Source organism: Pseudonocardia sp. Ae505_Ps2 (assembly GCF_001932425.1).
GTDB lineage: Bacteria > Actinomycetota > Actinomycetes > Mycobacteriales > Pseudonocardiaceae > Pseudonocardia.
Window position 1 is genome coordinate 3,698,159 of record NZ_MCIP01000001.1, and the last position, 23,428, is coordinate 3,721,586.

The following is a 23,428-nucleotide window of genomic DNA, read 5'->3' on the forward strand; positions in this document are numbered from 1 at the left end:
CGTTGACACGATGAGGGGTCGGTCCTAGGTTTCTCGCATCCCCCGACGTGAGGAGCACCACCCCGATGGCGATACCCCCTCCCGACGCCGCCCGGTTGGCGGCGTTGAACGAGCACTACGCGTTCGGTCTGTCCGAGGCCGAGCTGGCCGAGTTCGGCCCGGCGGTCGCCGCGACGCTGGCCGCGTCCGACCGCGTCGAGGAGCTGTACACCGCGAGTGCGCCGACCGCCCCGCAGCGGGTGTGGTCGGAGCCTGCGGACAACCCCCTCGGTGGTTGGTATGTGACGACGTCGGTGCCGGGTGCCGCCGAAGGTCTGTTGGTCGGGCGCACGGTGGCGTTGAAGGACAACATCTGTCTCGCCGGGGTGCCGATGACCAATGGGTCGGCGACGGTCGAGGGTTTCGTCCCGTCGCGGGATGCGACGGTGGCGACCCGGCTGTTGGCGGCGGGGGCGAGGATCACCGGGAAGTCGGTGTGTGAGGACCTGTGTTTCTCGGGTGCGAGTTTCACCTCGCGGCCGTGGCCGGTGCGCAACCCGTGGGACACCGGCCGTAATGCCGGTGGTTCGTCGAGTGGGAGCGCGGCACTGGTGGCCTCGGGTGCGGTGGATCTGGCCGTGGGTGGTGATCAGGGTGGTTCGATCCGGATCCCGAGTGCGTTCTGCGGGACGGTGGGGCACAAGCCCACTCACGGGCTGGTCCCCTACACCGGGGCGTTCCCGATCGAGGCCACGATCGATCACCTGGGTCCGATCACCCGCACGGTGTCCGACGCCGCACGGATGCTGACGGCCCTGGCGGGTGTCGACGGGCTCGACGCCCGTCAGCCCACCGAGCTGGACCCGGTCGACTACCTCACCGCACTGGAGACCTCGGCGGCGGGGTTGCGGGTGGGGATCGTGGTCGAGGGTTTCGGCCGCCCGGAGAGCGACCCGGCCGTCGACGAGGCCGTGCGTGCCGCGGTCGGTGCTCTGGCCGGGGCCGGGTTGGTGGCGGAGGAGGTGTCGATCCCGTGGCATCTGGACGGGATGGCGGTGTGGAACGTCATCGCGACCGAGGGTGCGGCCTACCAGATGGTCGACGGTAACGCCTACGGCATGAACTATCCGGGTCTCTACGATCCGGAGCTGATCGCGCACTACCACCGTCAGCGCCTCGCCCGGGGGGCGGAGTTGTCCAAGACGGTCAAGCTGGTCGGGCTCTCGGGTGGCTACGCCTTCGGCCACGGGGGCGGCGTCTACTACGGCATGGCCCGCAACCTCGCGTTCGAGCTGCGTGCGGCCTACGACCAGGCGTTGAGTGGTTATGACGTGCTGGTCATGCCGACCCTGCCCTACACCGCGCCGGAGCTGATCGGGCTCGATGCCGGGTTGGACACCTATCTGCCGACCGCGTTGGGGATGGTCGGCAACTGTGCCCCGTTCGACGTGTCCGGTCACCCCGCTGTCTCGGTGCCGGCCGGGCTGGTCGACGGGCTCCCGGTCGGTCTGATGATCGTCGGCCGGCGTTTCGACGACGCGACCGTCCTTCGGGTCGCGCACACCTTCGAGCAGGCCGTCGGCGGCTTCCCCGCCCCACCGGCCCTCGCCACAGTAGGAGGACAGCAGTGAACGGAGTCTTCGACCTCGGCGGGACCGACGGTCTCGGACCTGTCGAGAACGACCACATGAGCGAGCCCGTGTTCCGCGCCGAGTGGGAGAAGCGGGTCTTCCCCATGTTCGCCCAGAGCGCGCGTGCCGGACTCTTCAACGTGGACCAGTTCCGCCACGGCATCGAGAAGATGGACCCGGCGGAGTACCTGCTCTCGAACTACTACGAGCACTGGATGCACACGATCGAGCACTACGCCGAGGTCGCGGGCATCCTCGACCCGGCCGATCTCGAGAAGCGCACCCAGTACTACCTGGAGAACCCGGACGCGCCGCTGCCCGAGCGCGAGACCGACCCCGAGATCGTCGAGTTCGTCGACTGGGCGGTCACCAACGGGTTCCCCGCCAACCGCGAGTCCGACAAGGAGGCCCGGTTCTCCGTCGGCGACGAGGTCGTCATCGGGAACGAGAGCCCGTACGGACACACCCGCCGCGCTCGCTACATCCGCGGGCACCGAGGCGTGATCACCGCGGCGCACGGCACCTTCCTCTACCCCGACACCGCCGGCAACGGCCTCGGTGACTGCCCCGAGCACCTCTACACCGTCAAGTTCACGGCCGCCGAGCTGTGGGGTCCCGAGGCCGCGGACCCCAACGGCGTCAACTACTTCGACGTGTGGGAGCCCTACCTCACCCCCGTCCCCGCCACCCAGGGAGCCTGACCCATGACCGCGAACCCCACCGACACCCCGCTCCGCACCCAGGAGGAGATCGCCGCACGGGTCAAGGCCCTGGAGTCGGTCCTCATCGAGAAGGGTGTCGTGACCACGAAGGCGGTCGACCGCCTCGTCGAGGTCTACGAGAACGAGGTCGGTCCGCAGCTCGGCGCGAAGGTCGTCGCGAAGGCCTGGACCGACCCGGAGTTCAAGGCGCGTCTGCTCGCCGACGCCTCCGCGGCCTGTCGCGAGCTGGGCATCGGCGGCCTGCAGGGCGAGGAGATGGTCGTCGTCGAGAACACCGACACCGTCCAGCACGTCATCGTCTGCACCCTGTGCTCCTGCTACCCGTGGCCGGTCCTGGGCCTGCCGCCGAACTGGTACAAGGCGCCGCCGTTCCGGGCGCGCATCGTCCGCGAGCCCCGCAAGGTCCTCGCCGAGGACTTCGGCTACCCCCTGCCGGACTCGGTCGAGATCCGCGTCTGGGACTCCAGCTCCGAGCTGCGCTACTGGGTGCTCCCGCAGCGCCCGGCCGGCAGCGAGCACCTGTCGGAGGAGCCGCTCGCCGCGCTCGTCACCCGGGACTCGATGATCGGGGTCGGAGCGCCGAAGCCGGTGGTCACCGAGGCGGCCGGGGCATGAGCGAGGGGGTGCGCACCGACGCCACCGAGCTGGGCGACGCCCGCCGGCGGATCGAGAAGCTGGTGTGCGACATGCCCGGCGCCGACAAGCCGTTCTCCGAGCCGTGGGAGGTGCGGGCCTTCGCGATGGCCGTCGCCGCCTACCACGAGGGCCACTACGAGTGGAGCGAGTTCCAGCTCTCGCTGATCGACTCCATCCGCTCGTGGGAGAAGGGCGACGGCGGCGAGCCGTGGAGCTACTACCTGCACTGGCTGGAGGCGCTGGAGACCACCCTGGCCTCCAGCGGCGCCCTGTCGGACTCCCTCGCCCTCGACGAGCGGACCCGCCAGGTCCTGTCCACCCCGCGCAACGCCAACCACCACGAGGCGCGGCGCGAGCCGGTCGCGATCTCGCCGGCGACGCGCTGAACCCGGTCGCCGGCCCGGTCCGTCTCCCCACGGACCGGGCCGGTGCCGTCGTCATGACGCCGCTCCCCGCATCCGCGCCCGCCGACGGCGGACCCGGCACGGTGCCGGTCTCGCGCGTGCCGCTCGGGCCCCGCTTCGTCGCCCGGTCCGGTCGTCCACAGGGCTGGTCCCCGGCCCACCGGGTCCTCGGGCCGGAGCTGGACGACACCCTCGACCGCGTCGCCGACGAGCGCGGGACCGACCGCCGTGCCGTCGCGGCGGTCCTGCTGCTCGACCGCTACGCCCTGCGCCTCACCGCCCCGGTCCTGGCCGCGTTCCACGAGCTCGACGTCCTGCTCGACGCCCGGCCGGAGGTGGTCTCCCTCGGCCCGGACCCCCACGCCCCGGGCTGGCTCGCCCTCGCCGCTCCCGGGCGCCCCGCCCGAGGGGACCGGGCGGCGCTGCGGGCGTCGCTGCTCGACGGGGCGCTGCTGCCACTCGCCGACGACCTCGCGGTACGGACCCGGGCCGGGCGTCGCACGCTGCGGGCCGCGGTCGCGCACGCGGTGGCGCTGAGCATGCTGCACCTGTCCTGGCGGCGCCCGCGTCCCGACGCACTCGTCGGGCCGACCCGGGCGCTGCTGCACGACGCCGGGCTGGGCGGTCTGGTCGTCGTCGGTGCGGTGCGCGTCGACGGCACCGACTGGATGTCGGTGCGTCGCCGGGCGTGCTGCCTCGCCTTCCGGACCACCTCCGCCGCCGGGCGGTACTGCGGCGCCTGTCCGGTACGACCTGCCGCCGCGGTCGAGTCCGACCTGGCCGCCGCCGCCCGCTCGTTCAGCGCCCGCGCGGCGCCGGACCCGCGGCCGACCCCGCCGAACGCCCTGCCGAACCCGCTGCCGAACGCCCTGCCGAACTCGCTGCCGAACCCACCGGGGAGCACACCGTGATGCTGATGGTCGATCTGGTCGGACGCGCGGTGCTGCGCCGTGGGCTCACCACCACCGAGGCCGTCGACCGCTGGTACGACCACCACGCCGACGAGGTGGGGCCCCGGACCGGGGCCCGGGCGGTGGCCCGGGTCTGGTCGGGCGCCGCGCGCGACGGTGGCGCCGGCGCGCTGGGCGACGACCTGGGCCGGTGCGCCTGCGGCCGGATCTGGCGGGCCCACCACGACACCGACACCGTGCGCAACGTCGTGCTGCCCGCCGCCCCCGGCTGCAGCGGCTGGCCGGTGCTCGGGGTGCCGCCGAGCTGGTACCGGCCGCGTTCGGAGTACCTGTTCGAGACCGTGACGCCGGACGACCCCGCGGTGCGCACCGCGATCTGGACCGACTCGTCCCGCACCCACCACCTCGTGGTCCCCCGGGTGCCGGCGGGGGAGACCCGTGGCCCGGCCGACCTCGAGTCGCAGGTCGGACGGGCTGCCCTGCGTGGCGTGCCCGTCGCGTCCGACGGCCCGGCAACGCCCGGGGACCCGGAGTGGGCGCGGGCGCTGCCGGGTTACGTGCTCGACGAACGGCTCCTCGACCACCCCTGGGAGCTCCGCGCCCTCGCCCTGGTCCTGGCGATCGGCACCGACCGACCTGGCCTGCGGTCCGTCCTCGTCGGGGCTGCGGTGACCGCCCCGGTCGACGACGTCGGCGCGGGCTGGGTGCGCGCCGCCGCCGAGGCCGTCCGGCTCACCGCCTGAGCGGGGCAGCGCCGACCGCCGCCCGACCGCCGCCCGACCAGGACGACGGCCCGCGACGACGCACGACCGGCCCCGCACGGCCGTGTGCCGGTACCCGCTGCGAGCAGGTACCGGCACACGGTGCGGGTCGGCCCGGACCCCAGGTCGCGTGGAGGGACCCGGACCGACGTTGGGGGGACCTCAGAACGCCCCGGGCAGGACCAGGACCGCCCACGCGGCGAGCGGCCCGAGGGCCACGATGCCGCAGGTGTAGGTGATGACCTGGCGGTAGAAGCGGGTCCGGTCGACGCCCCGGGCGTTGGCCAGCACCAGCGCGCCGTTGGTGGAGAACGGCGAGACGTCGACGATCGTGGTCGAGATGGCCATGGCCGCGATGACACCCGCGGCGGGCAGCGAGCCGGTGAGCAGCAGCGGGATCGCCATCGGGATCACCGCGGTCAGGATCGCGGTCGAGGAGGCGAACGCCGAGGTGATGCCGACGACCAGGCAGAGGACCAGCGCGACCAGCAGCGGCGCGCCCAGGTGGACCGCGCCCTCGGAGACCCACTCGATCGTCCCGGCGTGCTCCAGCACCCCGACGTAGGTGACCATGCCGGCGACCAGCAGGATCGTCGGCCAGCTGATGCCGTCGATCGCCTTGCCCAGGTTCTCGCGGTCGAGCAGGGCCAGGACGGCGCCGGCGGCCAGTGCGAGGAAGCCGATCTGCAGGTGGAAGGCCAGCGCGCCGACGACGAGGCCGACCAGCGCGACCAGGGTGGCGCGCTGCTGCCAGGTGATGACCTGCGGCCGGGTACGGACCAGTGTCGCGACGCCGCCGCCCCCGGTGGGCAGGTCGTCGTCGGTGTCGGTGGTCTCGGGCCGCTCGACGAAGCTCTCCTCGCCCCGGTTGCGCAGCAGCAAGTAGGTGATGGCGCCCAGCAGGGCGTTGAACGCGAGGCTGGCGAAGAAGAGCACGGCCTGGGAGACCGCGAGGCCGGAGTCGGCCACGATCCCGAAGACCAGGGCACCGGAGACGGCCATCGGGGAGAACGCGCCGGCGTGCGCACCGCAGATGACCATCATGCCGATCATCAGCGGGCTGATCCGGTACTTGAAGGCGAAGTTCATGCCGATCGGCACCAGCAGCGCGACGGCGGCCGGGGTGAAGGTGCCCAGCGCGGTGAGCACCGCGGCGACGGCGAACAGCACCCAGGGCACCAGGATCGCGCGGCCCCGGACCAGGCGGATCCCCTGGTCGACCAGCAGGTCGATCGTTCCGTTGAGCTTCGCCACCGAGAACAGGTAGGTGACGCCGACGACGGTGATGAACAACGAGACCGGGAAGCCTTCGAAGATCTCCTTCTCGTCGAGACCGAGGGCGAAGGTCCCGACCACGAACGAGGCGACGAAGGCCAGGATCCCGATGTTGATCGGCAGCATCGTCGCGACGACGAACATGCCGGCCAGGACCAGGATGGAGAGGAGTTGGGGCGACATCATTGTCCTTCGGGTGAGCGGAGCGGTCCGGTGATGGGTGGGAGCCGGTCGGCGTGCCGCTCCCGGAGGGGTCTCAGGCGGCGTGCGCCGCCGCGGCGGCCGCGGTCGCGGCATCCGGAAGGGCCAGGAGGGCGTCCGCGATCCGGCGCGCGGTGCGCCGCACCGCGACCGCGGGCAGGCCGTCCCGGCTGCCGTGCACGGTGGCGATGACGCCGGCCGGGGTGTCGATCAGCAGGTCCTCCCGCTCCGTCGCGACGAGGTCGTGCAGCACGGTACCGGGAGTGCGGGCCGCCAGGGTGAGCGCGATCGAGCCGGTCACGGCCAGCGCCGGGTGCGTACGCCCCATCGACAGCATGCGGACGGCCACGTCGGACCGGCCGGGCGCACCCTCGGCGACCAGCGCCAGCTTCGGCACGGCCCGGGCGGCCTCGCGCGGGGTGCGGGCCAGGCCCATGCGGACCGCGGCCTCCCGGCGGATCACGTCGAGCCGGTCCAGCAGCCCCGGCACCGCGTCGATCTCGGCGGGCGACTCGTGCCCGGTGATCCCCACGGCCGCCGCGGGGACGACGACGACCGGTGCCCCGGCGTCGACGAGGGTGACCGCCACCCCGTGCACGACGTCGGTCGCGTTCCCGGTGGGCAGCAGCGCACCGGTGGTCCGGCCCGCGGGGTCGACGAACCACATCCGGATGCCCAGACCGGGCCGGGGGACGCCGGGGATGTACTCGTCGCCCTCTTCGACGACCCGGCCGCCGGGGGTCGGGACGTCCAGCACGATCAGCTGGCCGGTGTTGGTGTTGCGGACCCGGACGGCGGTGACGTCACCGGTCGGGCTCACCCAGCCGCGGCGCAGCGCGTAGGGCCCGACGACGGCGGAGCAGTTGCCGCAGTTGCTGGTCCAGTCGACCGCGCCGTCGGTGATGCCGACCTGGGCGAAGGTGTAGTCGACGTCGGCGTCCTCGCCGCGGGCGGGGGAGAGCACGACGGCCTTGCTGGTGGTCGAGGTGGCACCGCCGACGCCGTCGATCTGGCGCGGGTCGGGGCTGCCGTACAGGCGCAGCAGGACCTCGTCGACCGTGTGACCGTCGACGTCCAGGTCGTCGCGGTCGAAGACCCAGCACTTGCTGGTGCCGCCGCGCATCCAGGTGGCGGAGATGTCGCGCACGAGTCGCTCCCTCGTCGGCGGTGGCGGGCACCGCGGGCCGGTGTGATGGGGCGACAGTGCGCCCGACTCGGCTGCAGCACCAGCGCGTCTTCGTCGATACCTGTGAAGCCGTGCTTCACGCTCGTACGGGCCTGGAGAGCGGATTCGGGCCGTGATCCGACGTCTCCGCAGCTCCCGGGCTCGGCTAGGGTGAAGCAGACATGCAGGCCCTGGATGAGCTCTGCGATCCACCGGGCCCGAGTTCCTCGCCCGGGAGGCCCCGTGCTCGACGTCCGACGGCTCGCGCTGCTGGCCGCCGTCCTCGACGCCGGTTCGATGACGGCCGCGGCGGAGCAGCTCGGCTACTCACCGTCGGCGGTGTCGCAGCAGCTGCGCCGGCTCGAGGCCGAGGCCGGCCAGCCGCTCGTGCAACGCCTCGCCCGCGGGGTGCTGCCGACCGAGGCCGGTGCCGTGCTCGCCGGGCACGCCCGGCACGTGCTGCGCCGGCTGGAGGCCGCCGAGGCCGCCGAGGCCGACCTGGCGGAGCTCGCGGGCCTGCGCCGCGGCACGCTGGCGATCGGCACCTTCCCGACGATCGCGAGCGCCCTGATGCCGCAGGTCGTCAGCCGGTTCCGGCGCCAGTACCCCGACATCCGGCTCGACGTGCGCAGCGCCCGTTACGACGAGCTGATCGCGATGCTGGAGAGCGGGCGGGTCGGGATCTCGCTGCTGTGGGACTACGCCTGGCAGCGGGTGGACGCCGCCCAGTTCTCGCTGACCCCGTTGCTCGACGACCCGACCGTGCTCGTCGTGTCCGAGGACCACCGGCTCGCCCGCCGTCGCACCACGTCGATGACCGAGCTCGCCGACGAGGACTGGGTGGTGCGGGCGCACGACCACCCGGTCGCGGAGGTGCTGGAGCGCAGCTGCCGGGCGGCCGGGTTCTCACCGCGGATCGCGTTCGAAGCGAACGACTACCAGGAGGCCCAGGCGATGGTCAGCGTCGGGCTGGGCGTGGCGCTGGCCCCGCGCACCGCCGTCACCACGCCGCGACCCGACGTCCGGGTGCTCGGGCTCGGCCGGGAGGCGCCGTCGCGACGGGTGCTGCTGGCCCACCGGCCGGACCGCTTGCGGGCGCCGGCCGAGCTGGCCATGCACCAGATGCTCGTCGACGTGGCCCGGGAGTACCAGACCCGGGCCTGAGCGCCGCCCGTCCTACCGGTAGCCGAGCAGCCGGGCCGCCAGGTCGGTCAACACCTCGGTGGCCCCACCGCCGATGCCGAGGATGCGGGCGTCGCGGTAGTGGCGTTCGATCTCCGACTCGCGCATGTAGCCCATCCCGCCGTGCAGCTGCACCGCGGAGTCCACCACCCACTCGACGGCCTCGACCGCGGTGTTCTTGGCCATCAGCGCGGCGAGCACCATCGCGGGGTCGGTCGGCGACGTCGTCGCCGAGCGCTCCAGGGCGGCGCGCGTCACGGTGCGCGCGGCGTCGGTGCGCCGGTGCATCTCCACCAGCGTGTGCTGCACGACCTGCCGCTTCACCAGCGGTTCGCCGAACGTGACGCGGTCGCGGGCGTGGCGCACCGCGAGGTCCAGGGCGCGCTGGGCGGTCGCGTGGGCCTGCACGGCCAGGCCGAGGCGCTCACCGACGAACTGCTGCATGACCAGGGCGAAGCCGCCGTTCTCGGGGCCGACCAGGTTCGCCGCGGGCACCCGGACGCCGTCGAAGCTCAGCTCGGCGGTGTCCGAGCAGTGCCAGCCCATCTTGCGCAGCGGGGCACTCACGGTGAACCCGGGTGTGCCCGTCTCGACCACGAGCAGGCTGAGCCCGCCGTGACCCTCGCCGCCGGTGCGCACGAGCGTCGTCACGAAGTCGGCGCGGGTGCCCGAGGTGATGAAGGTCTTGGCGCCGTCGACGACCCAGTGGTCCCCGTCGCGCACCGCGCGGGTGGTCAGCCCGGCCACGTCGCTGCCGCCGCCGGGCTCGGTGACGGCGAGCGAACCGATCGTCTCCCCGGCCAGCGTCGGACGGACGAAGCGGTCGACCAGGTCGGGCGTCCCGGCCGCGACGATGTGCGGCAGCGCGATGCCGTGGGTGAACAACGAGGCGACGACCCCGGAGCTGCCGCCCGCCCCGATCAGCGCCTCGGTCGTCACGGCGACGTCGAGCCGGTCGCCGCCCTCGCCGCCGAGCGCCTCGTCGAACCCGACGCCGAGGATGCCGGCCTTCGCCGCGGCCGCGTGCAGCTCGCGGGGCAGACGGCCCTCGTCCTCCCAGCGGGGCAGGTGCGGCACGATCTCCCGCTCGGTGAAGCGGGTGACGGTGTCGCGCAGGGCGCGGCGCTCGGGGGTGTCCCAGACGGTCATGCCGGTGATCCTCTCCTGCCGACCCGGTCCGTGGCGACCGCGTCACGCCGGATCGCGACGCCGCGCGTCGTGGTCGAGACGCGGTGCGTCAGGAACCGCGGAACCGGTCCGGACCCCTGGGGCAGGACTGGGAATCCACCCAGTGTGCCCCCGCCCGCGCCGTGCGAACTTCCTGGGGACGCTGCCCTCTCCGCGCACACCGGAGTGACCACCACGGAGGACGTCATGAGTGTGGACATCGACCGTCTCGGGGCGGTGCTCGACACCGCCGTCGTCGAGGACCGCGACGCCGGGATCTACCGCGCGAACCGTCGGATCTTCACCGACGAGGAGATCTTCGACCTCGAGATGAAGCACATCTTCGAGGGCAACTGGATCTACCTCGCCCACGAGAGCCAGCTCCCGGAGAGCGGGGACTACCTCACCGGCCACATCGGCCGGCAGCCGATCCTCATCACCCGGGACCGGCACGGTGAGCTGCACTGTCTCATCAACGCCTGCGCGCACCGCGGGGCCATGCTGTGCCGCCGCAAGACCGACAACCGGCTGACGCTCACCTGCCCGTTCCACGGCTGGACCTTCCGCAACGACGGGACGCTGCTCAAGGTCAAGGAGCCCGACGGCGCCGGCTACCCGGAGAGCTTCGCGACCGACGGCTCGCACGACCTCACGAAGGTCGCCCGCTTCGAGTCCTACCGGGGGTTCCTGTTCGGGTCGCTCAACCCGGACGTGCTGCCGTTGTCCGAGCACCTGGGTGACACCACCACGGTCATCGACATGCTCGTCGACCAGTCCCCGGACGGCCTGGAGGTGCTGCGCGGCAGCTCCACCTACACCTTCGACGGCAACTGGAAGGTGCAGGCCGAGAACGGGGCCGACGGCTACCACGTCTCGTCGGTGCACTGGAACTACGCCGCCACCACCTCCCGGCGCAGCTCGGGCGAGTCGGCGAACGACACGAAGGCCCTCGACGCCGGTGGCTGGGGCAAGTCCGGCGGTGGCTACTGGTCCTACCCGAACGGCCACCTGTGCCTGTGGACCTGGGCCGCGAACCCGCAGGACCGTCCGCTGTGGAGCGAGCTGGACGCGCTCAAGGAGCGGTTCGGCGAGGCCAAGGGCGAGTTCATGGTGAAGGGCAGCCGCAACCTGTGCCTCTACCCCAACGTCTTCATCATGGACCAGTTCTCCACCCAGATCCGGATGTTCCGCCCCCTCGCTCCGGACCGGACCGAGGTGACGATCTACTGCATCGCGCCGAAGGGGGAGAGCGACGCCGCCCGCGCGCACCGGATCCGCCAGTACGAGGACTTCTTCAACGCCTCGGGCATGGCCACCCCCGACGACCTGGAGGAGTTCCGCTCCTGCCAGCTCACCTTCCACGCGACCACCGCCCCGTGGAACGACATGTCCCGCGGTGCCGAGCACTGGCTGAGCGGCCCCGACGAGGTCGCGACCGCCCTGGGCATGCCCGGCGTCATCTCCGCCGGGATGAAGAACGAGGACGAGGGACTGTTCCCGGTCCAGCACGGCTACTGGCAGCGGATCATGCGGGCCGCCGCGGCGAAGGAGGCCTCCGGTGACGGGCACGGCGCGCACGGACACGGCTCCCTGACCGCCGAGGACCGGCGCGCCGCCAACGCGCAGGCCGGCGCGGGAAGGGCCGAGGCACGATGACCACCACCGAGAAGGGCACCGGTCCCGCGGCCCCGTCCGCGGCGCCCACGCCGATCACGCAGAACGCGATCGAGCAGTTCCTGTACCGCGAGGCGCGCTACCTCGACGACCGCGAGTTCGAGAAGTGGCTCGAGTGCTACGCCGACGACGTCGTCTACTGGATGCCGTCCTGGGACGACCACGACCTGCTCACCACCGACCCGCAGCGCGAGATCTCGCTGATCTACTACGGCAACAAGGGCGGCCTGGAGGACCGGGTCTTCCGCATCCGCACCGAGCGGTCGTCGGCGACCTCGATCCCCGAGCCCCGGACCAGTCACAACATCTCCAACGTCGAGGTGATCGAGCGTCGCGGTGACCTGGCCGACGTCCGGTTCAACTGGCACACCATGTACTTCCGGTACAAGACGGTCGACCCGTACTACGGCACGTCGTTCTACACGATCGACTTCTCCGGGGACGCCCCGCTGATCCGCCGCAAGACCGTGGTGCTGAAGAACGACTACATCCACCACGTCGTCGACATCTACCACTTCTAGCAGGGAGGACGGCGATGACCGCCACCGCTGACGCACCGTCCTCCACGAGCGCCGCGCCGGGGTCCCACCAGGTCGCGCTCTCGTTCGAGGACGGTGTCACCCGGTTCATCCGGTGCCGGGAGGACCAGAGCGTCGCCGACGCGTCCTACCGGTCCCGGATCAACATCCCGCTCGACTGCTCCGACGGCGCCTGCGGCACGTGCAAGGCCTTCTGCGAGTCCGGCAGCTACGACGCCGGCTCCTACCTCGAGGACGCCCTGTCCGACGACGAGGCCGAGCGGGGATACCTGCTCGCCTGCCAGGCCAGGCCCCGGTCGGACCTCGTCCTGCAGATCGCGACGACCTCGGACGTCGCGAAGACCGCCGCGGCGACCCACACCGGCACGGTCACCGCGGTGAACCGGCTCTCGGAGACCACCGTCGACCTGCGGATCCGGATCGAGCAGCGCGACGAGCTCGCGTTCCTGCCCGGGCAGTACGTCAACATCGCCGTCCCCGGCACCGACGTCACCCGGTCCTACTCGTTCTCCAACGGGCCCGACGAGGCCGAGCTCGGGTTCCTCGTCAAGCTCACGCCCGGTGGGCGGATGTCGGAGTACCTGGACCGGCGTGCCCGGGTGGGCGACGAGATCGAGCTGACCGGGCCGCACGGCAGCTTCTTCCTGCGTGAGTCCGACGCCCCCCTGCTGTTGCTCGCGGGCGGCACCGGACTCGCCCCGATCCTGTCCATCCTGCGCACCCTCGACGCGACCGGCAGCGACCGGCCGGTGCACCTGGTCTACGGCGCGTCGACCGACGCCGACGTCGTCGAGCTCGACACCCTGCGCGCCCTCGCCGACCGGACCGGCCTGACCTGGGAGTACTGCGTCGCGGCCGAGGAGACCACCGCGCCGAACCGGGGCTACGTCACGACGCTCGTCCGGCCGGAGCACCTGCACGACGGCGACGCCGCGGTCTACCTGTGCGGGCCGCCGCCGATGGTCGAGGCCGTCCGTTCCTTCTTCGCCGAGCAGGGCCACGAGCCGGCGGGCTTCTACTACGAGAAGTTCGCGCTCGCCGCCTCCCCGGTCGAGCAGGTGGGGGAGACGGTGTCCGCCGAACCCGTGGCCGTCGCCCCCGGGCACGACGGGGGCGGGGGGAGGGCCGACGATCCGGCGGAGCCCGGGGCCGCTCCGGTGGTCCCGCCCGGGTGCGACGGTGTGCTCCCGACCCTCGGGGGCCGGGAGGGGAGGGGGATCCACGGCCGGACCGTCACGACGTTCGGGGAACCGGAACCGCGCCACGATGGCGGTCGACCGGAGTCCGTCGGCTCGACCGACGCGGTGTGGCGCATCGCCGGCCAGCGGATCGGCACCCCGTTCGTGGCAGGCGGCGAACCCACCGGCCTGGACGACGACGCCGGACTCGTCGTCAGCCCCGACGCGCGGACGGTGCAGTCCCAGGAGCTCGGACGGTCCGACGACCTCCGCCCACTGGTCGAGCGGCCCGCCGCGGCCGCTCGGTCCGGAGCGGGCGTGGTCGCCGCCGACGGCTACGAGATCGGCGAGGAGCATCCGTCGATCCGGAAGTCCGACGCGATCTTCGACGCCCGGCAGGGCCTCGAGCTCGGGGCGCTGGAGCTCGTCATCGGGCGGCTCGACACCCGGCAGATCGCCGGGTACCGGCTCCTCGCCCAGGCGACCGTGCCCTACGTCGACCGGGACGGCGAACGCTTCACCGACGCCCACGCCTACACCGAGACCAACGCCGCGTTCCACGACCACCTGTTCACCCTGACCGGGAACGAGCACCTGCTGCGCGCCTACCAGGCGCTCGGGGTCAAGGGCGCGATGGCGGAGACGCTGCGCTCGGCGGTGTGGTGCCACCCCGACTGCGCGCAGGATCACCTCGACATCGTCGACGCGTTCGAGGCCGGCGACCGTGACGCCGCGCGGTCCCTGATCGTCGACCACGCGCGGAACTCCAAGGCGACGATGCGGCGCGCGATGCGGGACACCGACGAGCGGCGACGGCCCCGGTTCGTCACGCCGGGCCGGTTCGCCGGCAAGGTCGTGGTGGTCACCGGCGCCGCACAGGGGATCGGTGAGTGCACGGCCCGCCGGATCGTGGCCGAGGGCGGCAGCCTCGTGCTGGCCGACCGCGCCGAGCACGTCCACGAGCTGGCCGGGGAGCTGGCCGCCGACGGGGACGCGGAGTCGACGTCGATCGGCGTCACCGCCGACCTCGAGACCTGGGACGGTGCGTCCGCCGTCGTCGAGGCCGCGATCGGCAGGTTCGGCCGCGTCGACGTCGCGATCCACACCGTCGGCGGGACCATCTGGGCCAAGCCGTTCGAGCACTACCCGCCCGAGCAGATCAGGGCCGAGATCGACCGGTCGCTGTGGCCGACCCTGTGGTCCTGTCGTGCCGTCGCCCCGCACATGGTCGAGCGGGGGAGCGGGACGATCGTGAACGTCTCCTCGGTCGCCACCCGCGGGCTCAACCGGGTGCCGTACGCGGCCGCGAAGGGCGGGGTCAACGCGATCACCTCGGCTCTCGCGCTCGAGCTGGCACCGCACGGGATCCGGGTCGTCGCCACCGCACCGGGGGGAACCGACGCGCCGCCGCGACGGACCCCCCGCGGTCCGGCGCCGCAGGGCGAGCAGGAACGCGGCTGGTACGCCACGATCGTCGAGCAGACGACCGAGTCGTCGCTGATGAAGCGCTACGGCACGCTCGACGAGCAGGCCGCCGCGCTGACGTTCCTGGCCTCGGACGAGGCCTCCTACATCACCGGGACGGTCCTGCCGGTGGCAGGAGGCGACCTCGGGTGACCTCGTCGTTCGCCAGGATGGGGGCATGACGTCCCCCTCCGGCCGCGACGCCGTCGTCGACCGGCTGTCGGCGTACCGCCCGACCGCCACCGGCCCGGCGTGCACGGTCGTCCTCACCGGGCCCTCGGGCTACGGGAAGACCACCGTTCTCGACGCGCTGGTCCGCGCGACCGACGGTGTGGTCCTGCGGGCACGCGCGGCGCCCTGGGAACGGTCCCGGGCGGGCGGGGTCGTCTCCCAGCTGGCGGAGGGGATCGACGCGCGGGCCACACCGTTCGAGATCGCCGGGCAGCTCGCGGACCGGATCGGCCGCGACGGCGGCCTGGTCGTCGTCGACGACGCCCACGCGGCCGACGTGGCGTCCCTCCAGGCCCTGAGCACGCTGGTCGCCCACCATGCGCGCACGGCGATCCTGGTGGTGCTGGCCGTGGACCCCCTGCGGGCGGGGGCCGAGCAGCACGACCTCCTGGCCCGGGTCGAGCACACCGTGCGCCTGGACCCGCTCGACGCGCGCAGCATCGGCGCCATCGCCTCCGATCTCGGCCGCCCGCTCACGGCGCCGGCCGCCGAACGGCTGCGGCGCCACACCCGGGGCACGCCCCGGCACGTCGTCGCCCTGCTCACCGAGGTGGACGCCGAGGACTGGGCCGACCCGTTCCTCCGGCTCCCGCCGCCGGCGGCGACGTCGACGGCCGTGCGTGCGAGGTTGGCCGGGATCGGCGCGGGCGCCCGCGCGCTCGTCGAGGCCGTCGCGGTCCTCGGCGAGCGGGTGGAACTGCACGAGGCCGCCCGGGTCGCAGGTCTGGACGAGGTCCTGGAACCGCTGGGCGAGGCCTCCGACGCCCGTCTCGTCGTCCGCGCCGGGGGGCAGCTCGGCCCGCGGGTGAGCCCACCTGACCCGATGGTGCGGGCCGCGGTCCTGGACTCGGTGGGGCCGGCGCGCGCGGCCGCGCTCCGGCGTGCCGCCGCCGACCTCGTCGACTCCCCGGAACGCCGTCTTCGGCTCCTCGCCGCGGCGACCACCGGGCGCGACCCCGAGCTGGCCGACCGGCTCGACGCGCTGTCCGCGGACGCGGCGGCCCAGGGCCGGTGGAGCTCGGTCGCCGGTCTCCTGCTGGACGCGAGCCGTCTCGCCGACGCGCGCGTCGACCGCGAGGACCACCTCACCCGGTCGGTCGACGCGATGGTCGGCGCCGGGCAGGTCCTCGACGCGCAGGCGCTGATCCCGGCCGTCGAGGGCCAGCGGGACACACCGTTGCGCAACGCCGTGCTCGGCTATCTCGCCATCGTGCAGGGCAAGGCCGCCGAGGCGGGGGTCCGGCTCGGACGGGCGTGGGAGCTGGTCGATCCGCGCTCCGACCCGGCGACCGCGGCCCTGGTGGCTCAGCGCCACGTCCTCCACGCCCTCGCGCACTGCCGCGGAGCCGAGATCGTCGAGTGGGCCGACCGCGTCGGAGAGCACGCCGAGCCGGGGTCCCCGGCCGCGGTGGAGGCGGCGGCCATCCGGGGGCTCGGGCAGGCGGCGTCGGGCGATCCCGTGGGCGCCGCACGGTCCTACGACCGGGCCGCCGAGCAGATCCGGCACGGCGCGCAGCACCAACGGGTCACGATGGGCCGTGGCTGGCTGGCGGTCGTGACCGACGACCTGGACGAGGCGCGGCTGGAGCTCGAGGGAGCGACGCCCACCACCCTGCTGGGCGGATCGTCGCGCATCTCGCTGTGGGCATGGGGCTGGCTGGCCCGTGCCCGGTTCCTGGGTGGGGACTGGGACGGGGCGCTCGCGGCGGCCGACCGCGGCCGGGCCCTCGGCGAGCGCACGGGGATCCTGCTCACGATGCCGCTGATCGAGTGGACGGCGGCCCAGGTCCACTCGCTGCGGGGCGACACCGCGGCGGCCGACCGCGCCGCGCGGCGCAGTGAGGCGGGCGGGGCCGCCTACGAGATCATGCGGGTGCCCGCGGTCCTCGCCCGGGCCCACATCGCGGAGTCCGCCGCCGACTACGAGCGGGTCGTCCGGGTGCTCGCGCCGTTGGACAGGTCCGGCTCCGACGGGTGTCTGCGGGAGCCCGGCTGGTGGCCGTGGGCCGACGTCTACGCGAACGCCCTCGTGCTGACCGGTCGGCTCGAGGAGGCGGAGACCGTCCTCCACCGGCACGAGGCCCTCGCGGCGCGGCGCGGGCACCGGTCGACCCTGGCCCGGCTCGGCGCCGCCCGGGGCCGGTGGCACGGCGCGCACGGGGACGTCGACGCGGCCACGGAGGCCTTCGAGACAGCGGTGCGGGCGATCGACGGCATGGCGCTGCGCTACGACCTGGCCCGGATCCACCTCGCCTACGGCCAGACCCTGCGGCGTGCGGGCAAGCGGCGCGACGCCGACACGTCCCTGCTGATCGCGCGCGAGCACTTCGACGCGCTCGGAGCGACCGTCCACGTCCACCGCTGCGACCGCGAGCTCCGGGCGGGCGGGGTCGGCGCCGGTCGCGACGAGCGGGCACCGGTCGACCTGACGCCCCAGGAGTCGGCCGTCGAGGCCCTGGTCGCACGGGGGATGTCGACCCGCGACGTCGCCGCGGAGCTGCACGTGTCGCCGAAGACCGTGCAGTACCACCTGACGCGGATCTACGCGAAGTTCGGCGTGCGCTCGCGTACCGAGCTCATCGCCCGGCGCAACGACGACCGGCTCGCCCGGCCCGACCCCGGGCACGGTTCGCTCTAATCGACAACGACATCCGGTACGGTCAAGGCGTGGCTGCTCCCTCCTTCGGCGTCATGCTGTTCACCCACCGCTTCCCCGGGCAGAGTCCGGCTGGCGTCGGCCGGGTCGGGCCGGGCCGATGATGGACCATGAGGTGCTCGGCACCGGCATCGAACGGTGGCCCAGCGGGCTGCCCGACGAGCTCGGGCTGGTCCTCGCCTCCTTCACCGGGCTGGCGCCGGTGTCCGGCGCCTCGTCGACCTCGTCCGGGGGAGCGGGGCCGGGCGGGTGCTGCACGTGGAGTCCTCCGGCGAGCGCGACGCGGTGCTCGCCGCCATCGAACGCCTCGCGACCGAGGTCCTGCCCGCCGGGCCTCGGTACCAGGGTCTCCGCCGCCGCCGTCGGGCAGCCCGGCAGGCCGGGCTGCCCGACGGCGTGACACTGGTGAGCGCGGGTGCCGACCCGCTCCGGGCGCCGGGGCAGCAGCTGCTGGTGGCGGCGTAGCCGCCCCGACGGCGGGACGGCGCGGCCCGGTCACCCCTTCCGGCAGACGCACCCCTGCGAGGACCCGCCCGCGATCTTCGCCGAGCAGAACCTTCGGTCGATCGCGTCGTGGTCCTCCCAGCGGTGCGGGCAGACGGGGCAGAGGTCGCCGGGGCGGGTGTCGTCGGTGTCGGGGGCGGGTGCCGGTCGTCCATGCTGGTGGTCCTCCTCCGGAGGTTGCCCCGAGCGGACCCGGGGGCGGGTCAGGTGGCCGGCGGCCCGGCGGGGCGGCGCAGCGGGGCACCGACCGCGTGCAGGTGACGCAGGACCTCGGCGCAGGACCGCAGGGGCCCGGTGCGGGTGTAGGGCAGGCCGTGGGCGGCGCAGGACGCCTGCACGACCGGCTGGGCGCGACGCAGGTGCGGGCGCGGCATCCGCGGGAACAGGTGGTGCTCGATCTGGTAGTTCAGGCCGCCCATCGCGAGGTCGAGCACCCGACCGCCGAGCACGTTGCGCGAGGTCGACACCTGCTTGTGCAGGTGGTCCAGACGCAGGCCCGCCGGGACGACCGGCATGCCCTTGTGGTTCGGCGCGAACGCCAGCCCCATGTACACGCCCCACAGCCCCTGGTGGACGACGACGAAGGCGACCGCCTGCAGCGGGTCGAGCACCCAGAACACCGCGCCCAGGTAGCCGACCGCGTGCGCGACGAGCAGCGCCGCCTCCAGCCGCGGGCGGGGGACCTGACGACGGACGACCGCCCGGACGGCGGTGACGTGCAGGCTCCAGCCCTCCAGGAACAGCAGCGGGAGGAACAGGTAGGCCTGGTGGCCGATCATCCACCGGACCGGCCCGCGTGCGGCGGCGGCCTGCTCGGGGCTGAAGGCGAGGAACGGGATGTCGATGTCCGGGTCGTCGTCGGCGTGGTTGGGATGGGCGTGGTGGGCGGTGTGCTGGGTGACCCAGGCGCCGTAGCTCAGCCCGACCAGCCCACCGTGGAGGTGGCCGACGACGTCGTTGGCGCGCCGGCCGGCGAAGATCTGGCGGTGGCCCGCGTCGTGGCCGATGAAGGCCAGCTGCGTGGTCACGACCGCGAAGAACACCGCGGGCAGCAGCTGCCACCACGACGGCCCGAGCCATACGAACGCGGCGACGCCGCCGGCGAGCAGGACGGCGTTCGCCGCGAACAGCAGCAGGTAGGGGCGGCGGGCCTCGCGCAGCAGGCCGGCGTCGGAGACCAGGGTGGCGAGCTCACCGAACCCGCCCGCGGTCGCCGCAGGGGTGGGGTGGGCGGGCGTGCCCGCGGGTGGGGACGTCGTCATGCGTGTGCTCCGGTCGGCCCTCGGGACACGTGGCGGGCGGTCCTGACGACCGCGCGGCCGACGCGTCGGAACGAGCCGCCGGGTCGGGGCGACCACGGGACCCGGCCGGTCGCCCCAGGGGAGGAACCGCGCCACGGACGGCACGGTCACGCTCCCGTACCGTGACACACGGTGCGACCCCCGGCAATCGGTGGAGCCGCACCGTGTATCACGGTCCCGGTCAGACCAGGCCGAGCAGCCGCACGTCGGCGGCGTACTTCTCGATCAGCGCCCGGTCCAGGTGCGGGATGTCGGTCCAGCCGCCCGGCCGGGCCGCCTGCACCGCGGCCCGGAACGCCGCCGTCGGCGCCGCGCTGCCGGGCACCGCGTCGGCCGGCTTGTCGTAGGAGCGCAGCACCGGCAGCAGGGAGTGCTTGCGCTGCTGCTCGGGCAGCCCGCGCAGTGCGGTCTCGACCCGGTCGCGCCACTCCACGTAGTCGTCGAGACGGGTGATGGTGTGGCCCGCCTCCACCAGCCAGTCGACGAAGGTGTCGAGCGAGATGCCGTCGTCGTGCGGGTTGAACAGGTGGAAGGTGCGGAACCCGGCCGAGCCGTCGGTACCGATCCCGTCGACGGCGGCGGCGCTGAAGTCGACCGGCAGCCCGTCGTAGTGCGCGCGGGCCCGGCCCCCGTCGGGGCCCGGCTCGTAGAACGACGCCGGGGCCAGCCCGGTCGCGAGCAGGGTGACGATCAGCCGGGTGAACACGTCCGGCACGTTGAGCTGCCCGGCCCAGCGGGTGTGGGCCAGGATCATGTCCGACCGGAACACCGTGACCGGCAGCCCGCACAGGTCGTGCGCCTCGCGCAGCAGCACCTCGCCGGCCCATTTGCTCATGGCATAGCCGTTGGCGTAGCCGTCGTGGACGTGGCGGACCGCGCTCATCTCGCGGATGTCGGTCTCCTCGGCGAACGAGCCCGCCGGGATCTGGTCGGCGACGCCGATCGTCGACAGGTACACCACCGGCTTGAGCCGGGTGGTGAGCGCGAGGCGCACGACCTCCGCGGTGCCGACGACGTTCGGGCCGAACAGCTGGCCGTAGGGCAGCACGTGGTTGACCAGCGCACCGGGGTGCAGCACGACATCGACCTCGGAGGCGAGCCGCTCCCAGGTCGGCTCGTCGAGTCCGAGCCGCGGCGAGCCGAGGTCGCCCGCGAGGACCTCCAGGTGCTCCTCGGCGAGCGCGCGGTAGTGACGCAGCAGCTCCGGGTCGCCGGAGTCGAAGGTCTCGTCGAGCCGGCGGCGGGCGGCGGCGTCGTCGGAACCGCGGACCACGCAGACCACGCAGACCACGGTGCCGCCGGTGCGCGCGGCCTGTTCGAGCCGGTCCAGGCACATGAAGCGGCCGAGGAAGCCGGTGGCCCCGGTGAGCAGCACGGTCCGCGGCTCGCCCGCGGCCGGCGCGGGCAGCCCGGGGGCGGCGGCGAGGGTGGCGGGGTCGAGGAAGGCGTCGAGGCGCAGGTGCTCCGCCCGGATCTCGACGGCGTCGGGTCCGTGCACGCTCGCCGGGGTCGGGACGGCGTCGCCGTCGCGCAGCCGCTCGATGTGCGCGGCGACCGACCGCAGGTCACCGGCCGGGTTGATGACGACGCCGACCGGGACCTCGACGCCGAACACGTCGTGCAGCAGGTTCGAGAAGCTCAGCGCCGACAGCGAGTCGCCGCCCAGGTCGAGGAACGTCGCGTCCGGCGTGACCTCGGTGCTGGAGGCGCCGAGCAGCGCCCGGGCGGCGCGGATCACCGTCTCCTGCACCGGCTGGTCGGCACCACTCGCCCGCAGCGCGGCCAGCTCGTCGTTCTCGGCGCGCGCCAGCTCGGCGTAGAGCTGGTCGAGCCGCTCGCCGTAGCGCTCGCGCAGCCGCGGGCGCAGCAGCTTGCGGATGTCGGAGAGCAGGCCGTTGGCCATGCTGAACGGTTCCGGCTCGACGATCAGGTCGCGCGGGATCTCGTACGGTTCGAGGCCGGCACGGCGCGCGGTGCGCTGCACCGCCGCGGTCAGCTCGCCGTGCAGCTCCTGCGGGTCGGAGACGCGGTCGAGCAGGTCCTGCGACGGGACGACGACGGCGAGCAGGTAGGGCCGGTCGCTGTTGCCGTGGACGAAGACCTGCCGGATCGCCGGGTCGTGGGTGAGGGCTGCCTCCACCTTGGACAGGGCGACGAACTCGCCCTGGGAGAGCTTCTGCACGTTGTTGCGACGGTCGACGTAGACGAGCCGGTCCGGCCCGACCTGGGCCATGATGTCGCCGGTGCGGTAGTAGCCGTCGTCGTCGAAGACCGAGGAGGTGACCTCGGGGCGGTGGTAGTAGCCGGGGAAGATGTCGTCGGTCCGCACCAGGAGCTCACCGCGCGGGTGCGGGTGGTCGTCGGTGTGGTAGCCGAGCTCGGGGACGTCGACCAGCTTCCAGGCGGTCACCGGCGGGGACTGGACGACGCCGTCGATGAGCACGACCCCGCACTCGGTGGAGCCGTAGCCCTCGTGCAGCGGCACGCCGAGCACGGCCTGGGCGAACTCCTTCATCTCCGGGGAGATGGGGGCGCTGCCGACGAGTGCGCACAGGATCCGGCCGCCGAGCACCCGCTCGCGCAGGTCGTCGAGGACGGCCCGTTCGGCGGCGGCGGGGTCCCCGCCGTCACCGGAACGCGCGTGGAGCTCGGACTGGAAGAGCTGGAACAGCATGTCGAAGATCCGCGGCACCACGTGGAACTCGGTCGGCCGGGCGAGCGCGAGATCCTCGAACAGGGTCGACAGGTCCGACCGGGCGACGAAGTACGCGATGCCGCCGGAGCCGAGCGTGCTCAGCAGCACCGTACGGCCCATCATGTGGCTGAGCGGCATGAAGTTCAGGCTGATCGTCGGGCGGGTGGCGGGCAGGCTCATCGCGTGGCCGCTCCAGGCGCGCCACTGGGCCCGCTGCGGGTACATCGCCCCCTTCGGGGCGCCGGTGCTGCCGGAGGTGTAGATCAGGACCGCGAGGGGGTCGTCGTCGCCGTCGGGGGAGTGCAGCGGGGCGAGCGGGAGCTGCGCGGCGCCGTCCAGGACCTCGTCGAGGGTCTGCACCGTGGGCAGCGCGACGGCGGCCTCGGCGAGGGCCTCGCGCTCGTCGTCGATCTCGGGGTGGTGGTCGAACACGACCAGGCGTGGGGTCCGCTCGGCGGCGCGGGCCAGCTCGACGGCCTTGCCCAGGTACTCCTGGCTCGTGGCGAGCACGACCGGGGCGGTCTCGTCGACGATCGCCTGCAGCTGCGGCAGCGCCGAGCTGGGCTGCAGGGGTACCGCGACGGCGCCGAGGGCGACGACGGCGAGGTCCACCGTCGCGTACTCGGTGCTGGTGAACCCGATCGTCGCCACGAAATCGCCCGGCCGGACACCGGAGGCCGCCCAGGCGGTGGCGAGCCGGCGGGCCCGCTCCCAGGCCTGGGCGTAGCTGAGGGTGGAGAAGCTGGGCAGCAGCCGCAGGGCCGTCCGGCCGGTCGCGGGATCGGTGTAGGGCTCGGTGTCGCGCTGGGCGAGGGCGGGCCGGTCGCCGTAGCCGGTCATGATGCGGTCGACCGCGGCGGCGAGACCGGGTCCCGCCCCGAGTGCGGCCGCGCGGACGGTCTCGTCGGGCCTCGCGGCCCGGTACTGCGGATCGTTCTCGTCGAGGTCCGCCGCCAGGCGCTCGGCCCGGGCCTCCGGATCGGTGACGTTCACTCAGGCACCCACTTCCTCGTCCGTTCGCGTCCTCCGGCCCGTCCGGGAGGGACGGCCACCAGGGGTTAGCTTTCCTAAGCATTACTCCGCGAAACGACCTTGGGCCATGTGATCGTCGTCGCGATGTGCTTGCGCGACACAAGCATTCGTGGTTTGAGC

Annotated in this window: 18 protein-coding genes; 12 read left to right on the forward strand and 6 right to left on the reverse strand. The window is 73.5% G+C overall.

Annotated features, from left to right (window positions below; genetic code table 11):
- Positions 1-65: 65 nt before the first annotated feature.
- The 6 genes from Ae505Ps2_RS17750 to Ae505Ps2_RS17775 are packed head-to-tail and all read left to right on the forward strand — an operon-like array spanning position 66 to position 5,026.
- Positions 66-1,610 carry an amidase gene (locus tag Ae505Ps2_RS17750; RefSeq protein WP_075553791.1) on the forward strand — a complete coding sequence of 515 codons (1,545 nt, stop codon included), beginning with the start codon at positions 66-68 and terminating at the stop codon, positions 1,608-1,610.
- Complete coding sequence (gene nthB, locus Ae505Ps2_RS17755) at positions 1,607-2,311, forward strand: nitrile hydratase subunit beta (protein ID WP_020625489.1); 705 nt, start codon at positions 1,607-1,609, stop codon at positions 2,309-2,311. Before Ae505Ps2_RS17750 ends, nthB begins: the two co-directional genes overlap by 4 nt.
- A 3-nt stretch (positions 2,312-2,314) precedes the next feature.
- Complete coding sequence (gene nthA / locus Ae505Ps2_RS17760; RefSeq protein WP_075553792.1) at positions 2,315-2,947, forward strand: nitrile hydratase subunit alpha; 633 nt, start codon at positions 2,315-2,317, stop codon at positions 2,945-2,947.
- Entirely contained in the window at positions 2,944-3,354 is a 411-nt protein-coding gene (locus Ae505Ps2_RS17765) for a nitrile hydratase accessory protein (RefSeq protein ID WP_020625487.1), read from the forward strand. Before nthA ends, Ae505Ps2_RS17765 begins: the two co-directional genes overlap by 4 nt.
- A 53-nt stretch (positions 3,355-3,407) precedes the next feature.
- Positions 3,408-4,283, forward strand: coding sequence for a hypothetical protein (locus Ae505Ps2_RS17770; protein ID WP_075553793.1), 876 nt, complete (start codon positions 3,408-3,410; stop codon positions 4,281-4,283).
- Between the two features lie 5 nt (positions 4,284-4,288).
- Positions 4,289-5,026 (forward strand): nitrile hydratase subunit alpha, encoded by a 738-nt coding sequence (locus Ae505Ps2_RS17775; RefSeq protein ID WP_158071474.1) that lies wholly within the window; start codon positions 4,289-4,291, stop codon positions 5,024-5,026.
- Positions 5,027-5,206: 180 nt separating this feature from the next.
- Here Ae505Ps2_RS17775 and Ae505Ps2_RS17780 read toward each other — a convergent pair whose 3' ends face one another.
- Together Ae505Ps2_RS17780 and Ae505Ps2_RS17785 are read right to left on the reverse strand one after the other, a co-directional pair.
- Positions 5,207-6,502 (reverse strand): SLC13 family permease, encoded by a 1,296-nt coding sequence (locus Ae505Ps2_RS17780; protein ID WP_043277774.1) that lies wholly within the window; start codon positions 6,500-6,502, stop codon positions 5,207-5,209.
- 73 nt (positions 6,503-6,575) lie between these two features.
- Positions 6,576-7,667, reverse strand: coding sequence for a PrpF domain-containing protein (locus Ae505Ps2_RS17785; RefSeq protein ID WP_212567646.1), 1,092 nt, complete (start codon positions 7,665-7,667; stop codon positions 6,576-6,578).
- A 261-nt stretch (positions 7,668-7,928) separates the two neighbouring features.
- On the opposite strand from Ae505Ps2_RS17785, the gene Ae505Ps2_RS17790 reads away from it, so the two are divergent.
- Positions 7,929-8,849 (forward strand): LysR family transcriptional regulator, encoded by a 921-nt coding sequence (locus Ae505Ps2_RS17790; RefSeq protein WP_075305586.1) that lies wholly within the window; start codon positions 7,929-7,931, stop codon positions 8,847-8,849.
- 12 nt (positions 8,850-8,861) lie between these two features.
- On the opposite strand, the gene Ae505Ps2_RS17795 is transcribed toward Ae505Ps2_RS17790, so the two are convergent.
- On the reverse strand, positions 8,862-10,016 hold the full coding sequence (locus Ae505Ps2_RS17795) for an acyl-CoA dehydrogenase family protein (RefSeq protein ID WP_020623487.1): 1,155 nt from the start codon (positions 10,014-10,016) through the stop codon (positions 8,862-8,864).
- Positions 10,017-10,241: 225 nt separating this feature from the next.
- On the opposite strand from Ae505Ps2_RS17795, the gene benA reads away from it, so the two are divergent.
- The 5 genes from benA to Ae505Ps2_RS17820 all read left to right on the forward strand — a co-directional run bounded on the left by benA (position 10,242) and on the right by Ae505Ps2_RS17820 (position 18,241).
- On the forward strand, positions 10,242-11,690 hold the full coding sequence (benA, locus tag Ae505Ps2_RS17800) for a benzoate 1,2-dioxygenase large subunit (protein ID WP_083696398.1): 1,449 nt from the start codon (positions 10,242-10,244) through the stop codon (positions 11,688-11,690).
- Complete coding sequence (benB, locus tag Ae505Ps2_RS17805; protein ID WP_075305587.1) at positions 11,687-12,229, forward strand: benzoate 1,2-dioxygenase small subunit; 543 nt, start codon at positions 11,687-11,689, stop codon at positions 12,227-12,229. Before benA ends, benB begins: the two co-directional genes overlap by 4 nt.
- Before the next feature lie 14 nt (positions 12,230-12,243).
- Complete coding sequence (gene benC, locus Ae505Ps2_RS17810) at positions 12,244-15,042, forward strand: benzoate 1,2-dioxygenase electron transfer component BenC (protein WP_075333184.1); 2,799 nt, start codon at positions 12,244-12,246, stop codon at positions 15,040-15,042.
- 25 nt (positions 15,043-15,067) lie between these two features.
- Positions 15,068-17,758: a LuxR family transcriptional regulator gene (locus Ae505Ps2_RS17815; RefSeq protein ID WP_075305589.1), complete on the forward strand. Its 2,691-nt coding sequence runs from the start codon at positions 15,068-15,070 to the stop codon at positions 17,756-17,758.
- Between the two features lie 267 nt (positions 17,759-18,025).
- Entirely contained in the window at positions 18,026-18,241 is a 216-nt protein-coding gene (locus tag Ae505Ps2_RS17820) for a hypothetical protein (RefSeq protein ID WP_075305590.1), read from the forward strand.
- Positions 18,242-18,271: 30 nt separating this feature from the next.
- On the opposite strand, the gene Ae505Ps2_RS32645 is transcribed toward Ae505Ps2_RS17820, so the two are convergent.
- The 3 genes from Ae505Ps2_RS32645 to car all read right to left on the reverse strand — a co-directional run bounded on the left by Ae505Ps2_RS32645 (position 18,272) and on the right by car (position 23,269).
- Positions 18,272-18,559 carry an RGCVC family protein gene (locus tag Ae505Ps2_RS32645; protein ID WP_233147742.1) on the reverse strand — a complete coding sequence of 96 codons (288 nt, stop codon included), beginning with the start codon at positions 18,557-18,559 and terminating at the stop codon, positions 18,272-18,274.
- Positions 18,484-19,542: an acyl-CoA desaturase gene (locus tag Ae505Ps2_RS17825; protein WP_083696118.1), complete on the reverse strand. Its 1,059-nt coding sequence runs from the start codon at positions 19,540-19,542 to the stop codon at positions 18,484-18,486. The genes Ae505Ps2_RS32645 and Ae505Ps2_RS17825 overlap by 76 nt, the downstream gene beginning before the upstream one ends.
- 220 nt (positions 19,543-19,762) lie before the next feature.
- Positions 19,763-23,269, reverse strand: a complete 3,507-nt coding sequence (gene car / locus Ae505Ps2_RS17830; protein WP_075553794.1) for a carboxylic acid reductase — start codon at positions 23,267-23,269, stop codon at positions 19,763-19,765.
- Between the last annotated feature and the right edge of the window lie 159 nt (positions 23,270-23,428).

Bases quoted from the DNA above. Each gene is read 5' to 3' on its own strand.
- Ae505Ps2_RS17750 (WP_075553791.1), top strand. From the start codon at position 66: ATGGCGATACCCCCTCCCGACGCCGCCCGGTTGGCGGCGTTGAACGAG.
- nthA (WP_075553792.1), top strand. From the start codon at position 2,315: ATGACCGCGAACCCCACCGACACCCCGCTCCGCACCCAGGAGGAGATC.
- Ae505Ps2_RS17765 (WP_020625487.1), top strand. From the start codon at position 2,944: ATGAGCGAGGGGGTGCGCACCGACGCCACCGAGCTGGGCGACGCCCGC.
- Ae505Ps2_RS17770 (WP_075553793.1), top strand. From the start codon at position 3,408: ATGACGCCGCTCCCCGCATCCGCGCCCGCCGACGGCGGACCCGGCACG.
- Ae505Ps2_RS17775 (WP_158071474.1), top strand. From the start codon at position 4,289: ATGGTCGATCTGGTCGGACGCGCGGTGCTGCGCCGTGGGCTCACCACC.
- Ae505Ps2_RS17780 (WP_043277774.1), bottom strand. From the start codon at position 6,502: ATGTCGCCCCAACTCCTCTCCATCCTGGTCCTGGCCGGCATGTTCGTC.
- Ae505Ps2_RS17795 (WP_020623487.1), bottom strand. From the start codon at position 10,016: ATGACCGTCTGGGACACCCCCGAGCGCCGCGCCCTGCGCGACACCGTC.
- benA (WP_083696398.1), top strand. From the start codon at position 10,242: ATGAGTGTGGACATCGACCGTCTCGGGGCGGTGCTCGACACCGCCGTC.
- benB (WP_075305587.1), top strand. From the start codon at position 11,687: ATGACCACCACCGAGAAGGGCACCGGTCCCGCGGCCCCGTCCGCGGCG.
- benC (WP_075333184.1), top strand. From the start codon at position 12,244: ATGACCGCCACCGCTGACGCACCGTCCTCCACGAGCGCCGCGCCGGGG.
- Ae505Ps2_RS17815 (WP_075305589.1), top strand. From the start codon at position 15,068: ATGACGTCCCCCTCCGGCCGCGACGCCGTCGTCGACCGGCTGTCGGCG.
- Ae505Ps2_RS17825 (WP_083696118.1), bottom strand. From the start codon at position 19,542: ATGACGACGTCCCCACCCGCGGGCACGCCCGCCCACCCCACCCCTGCG.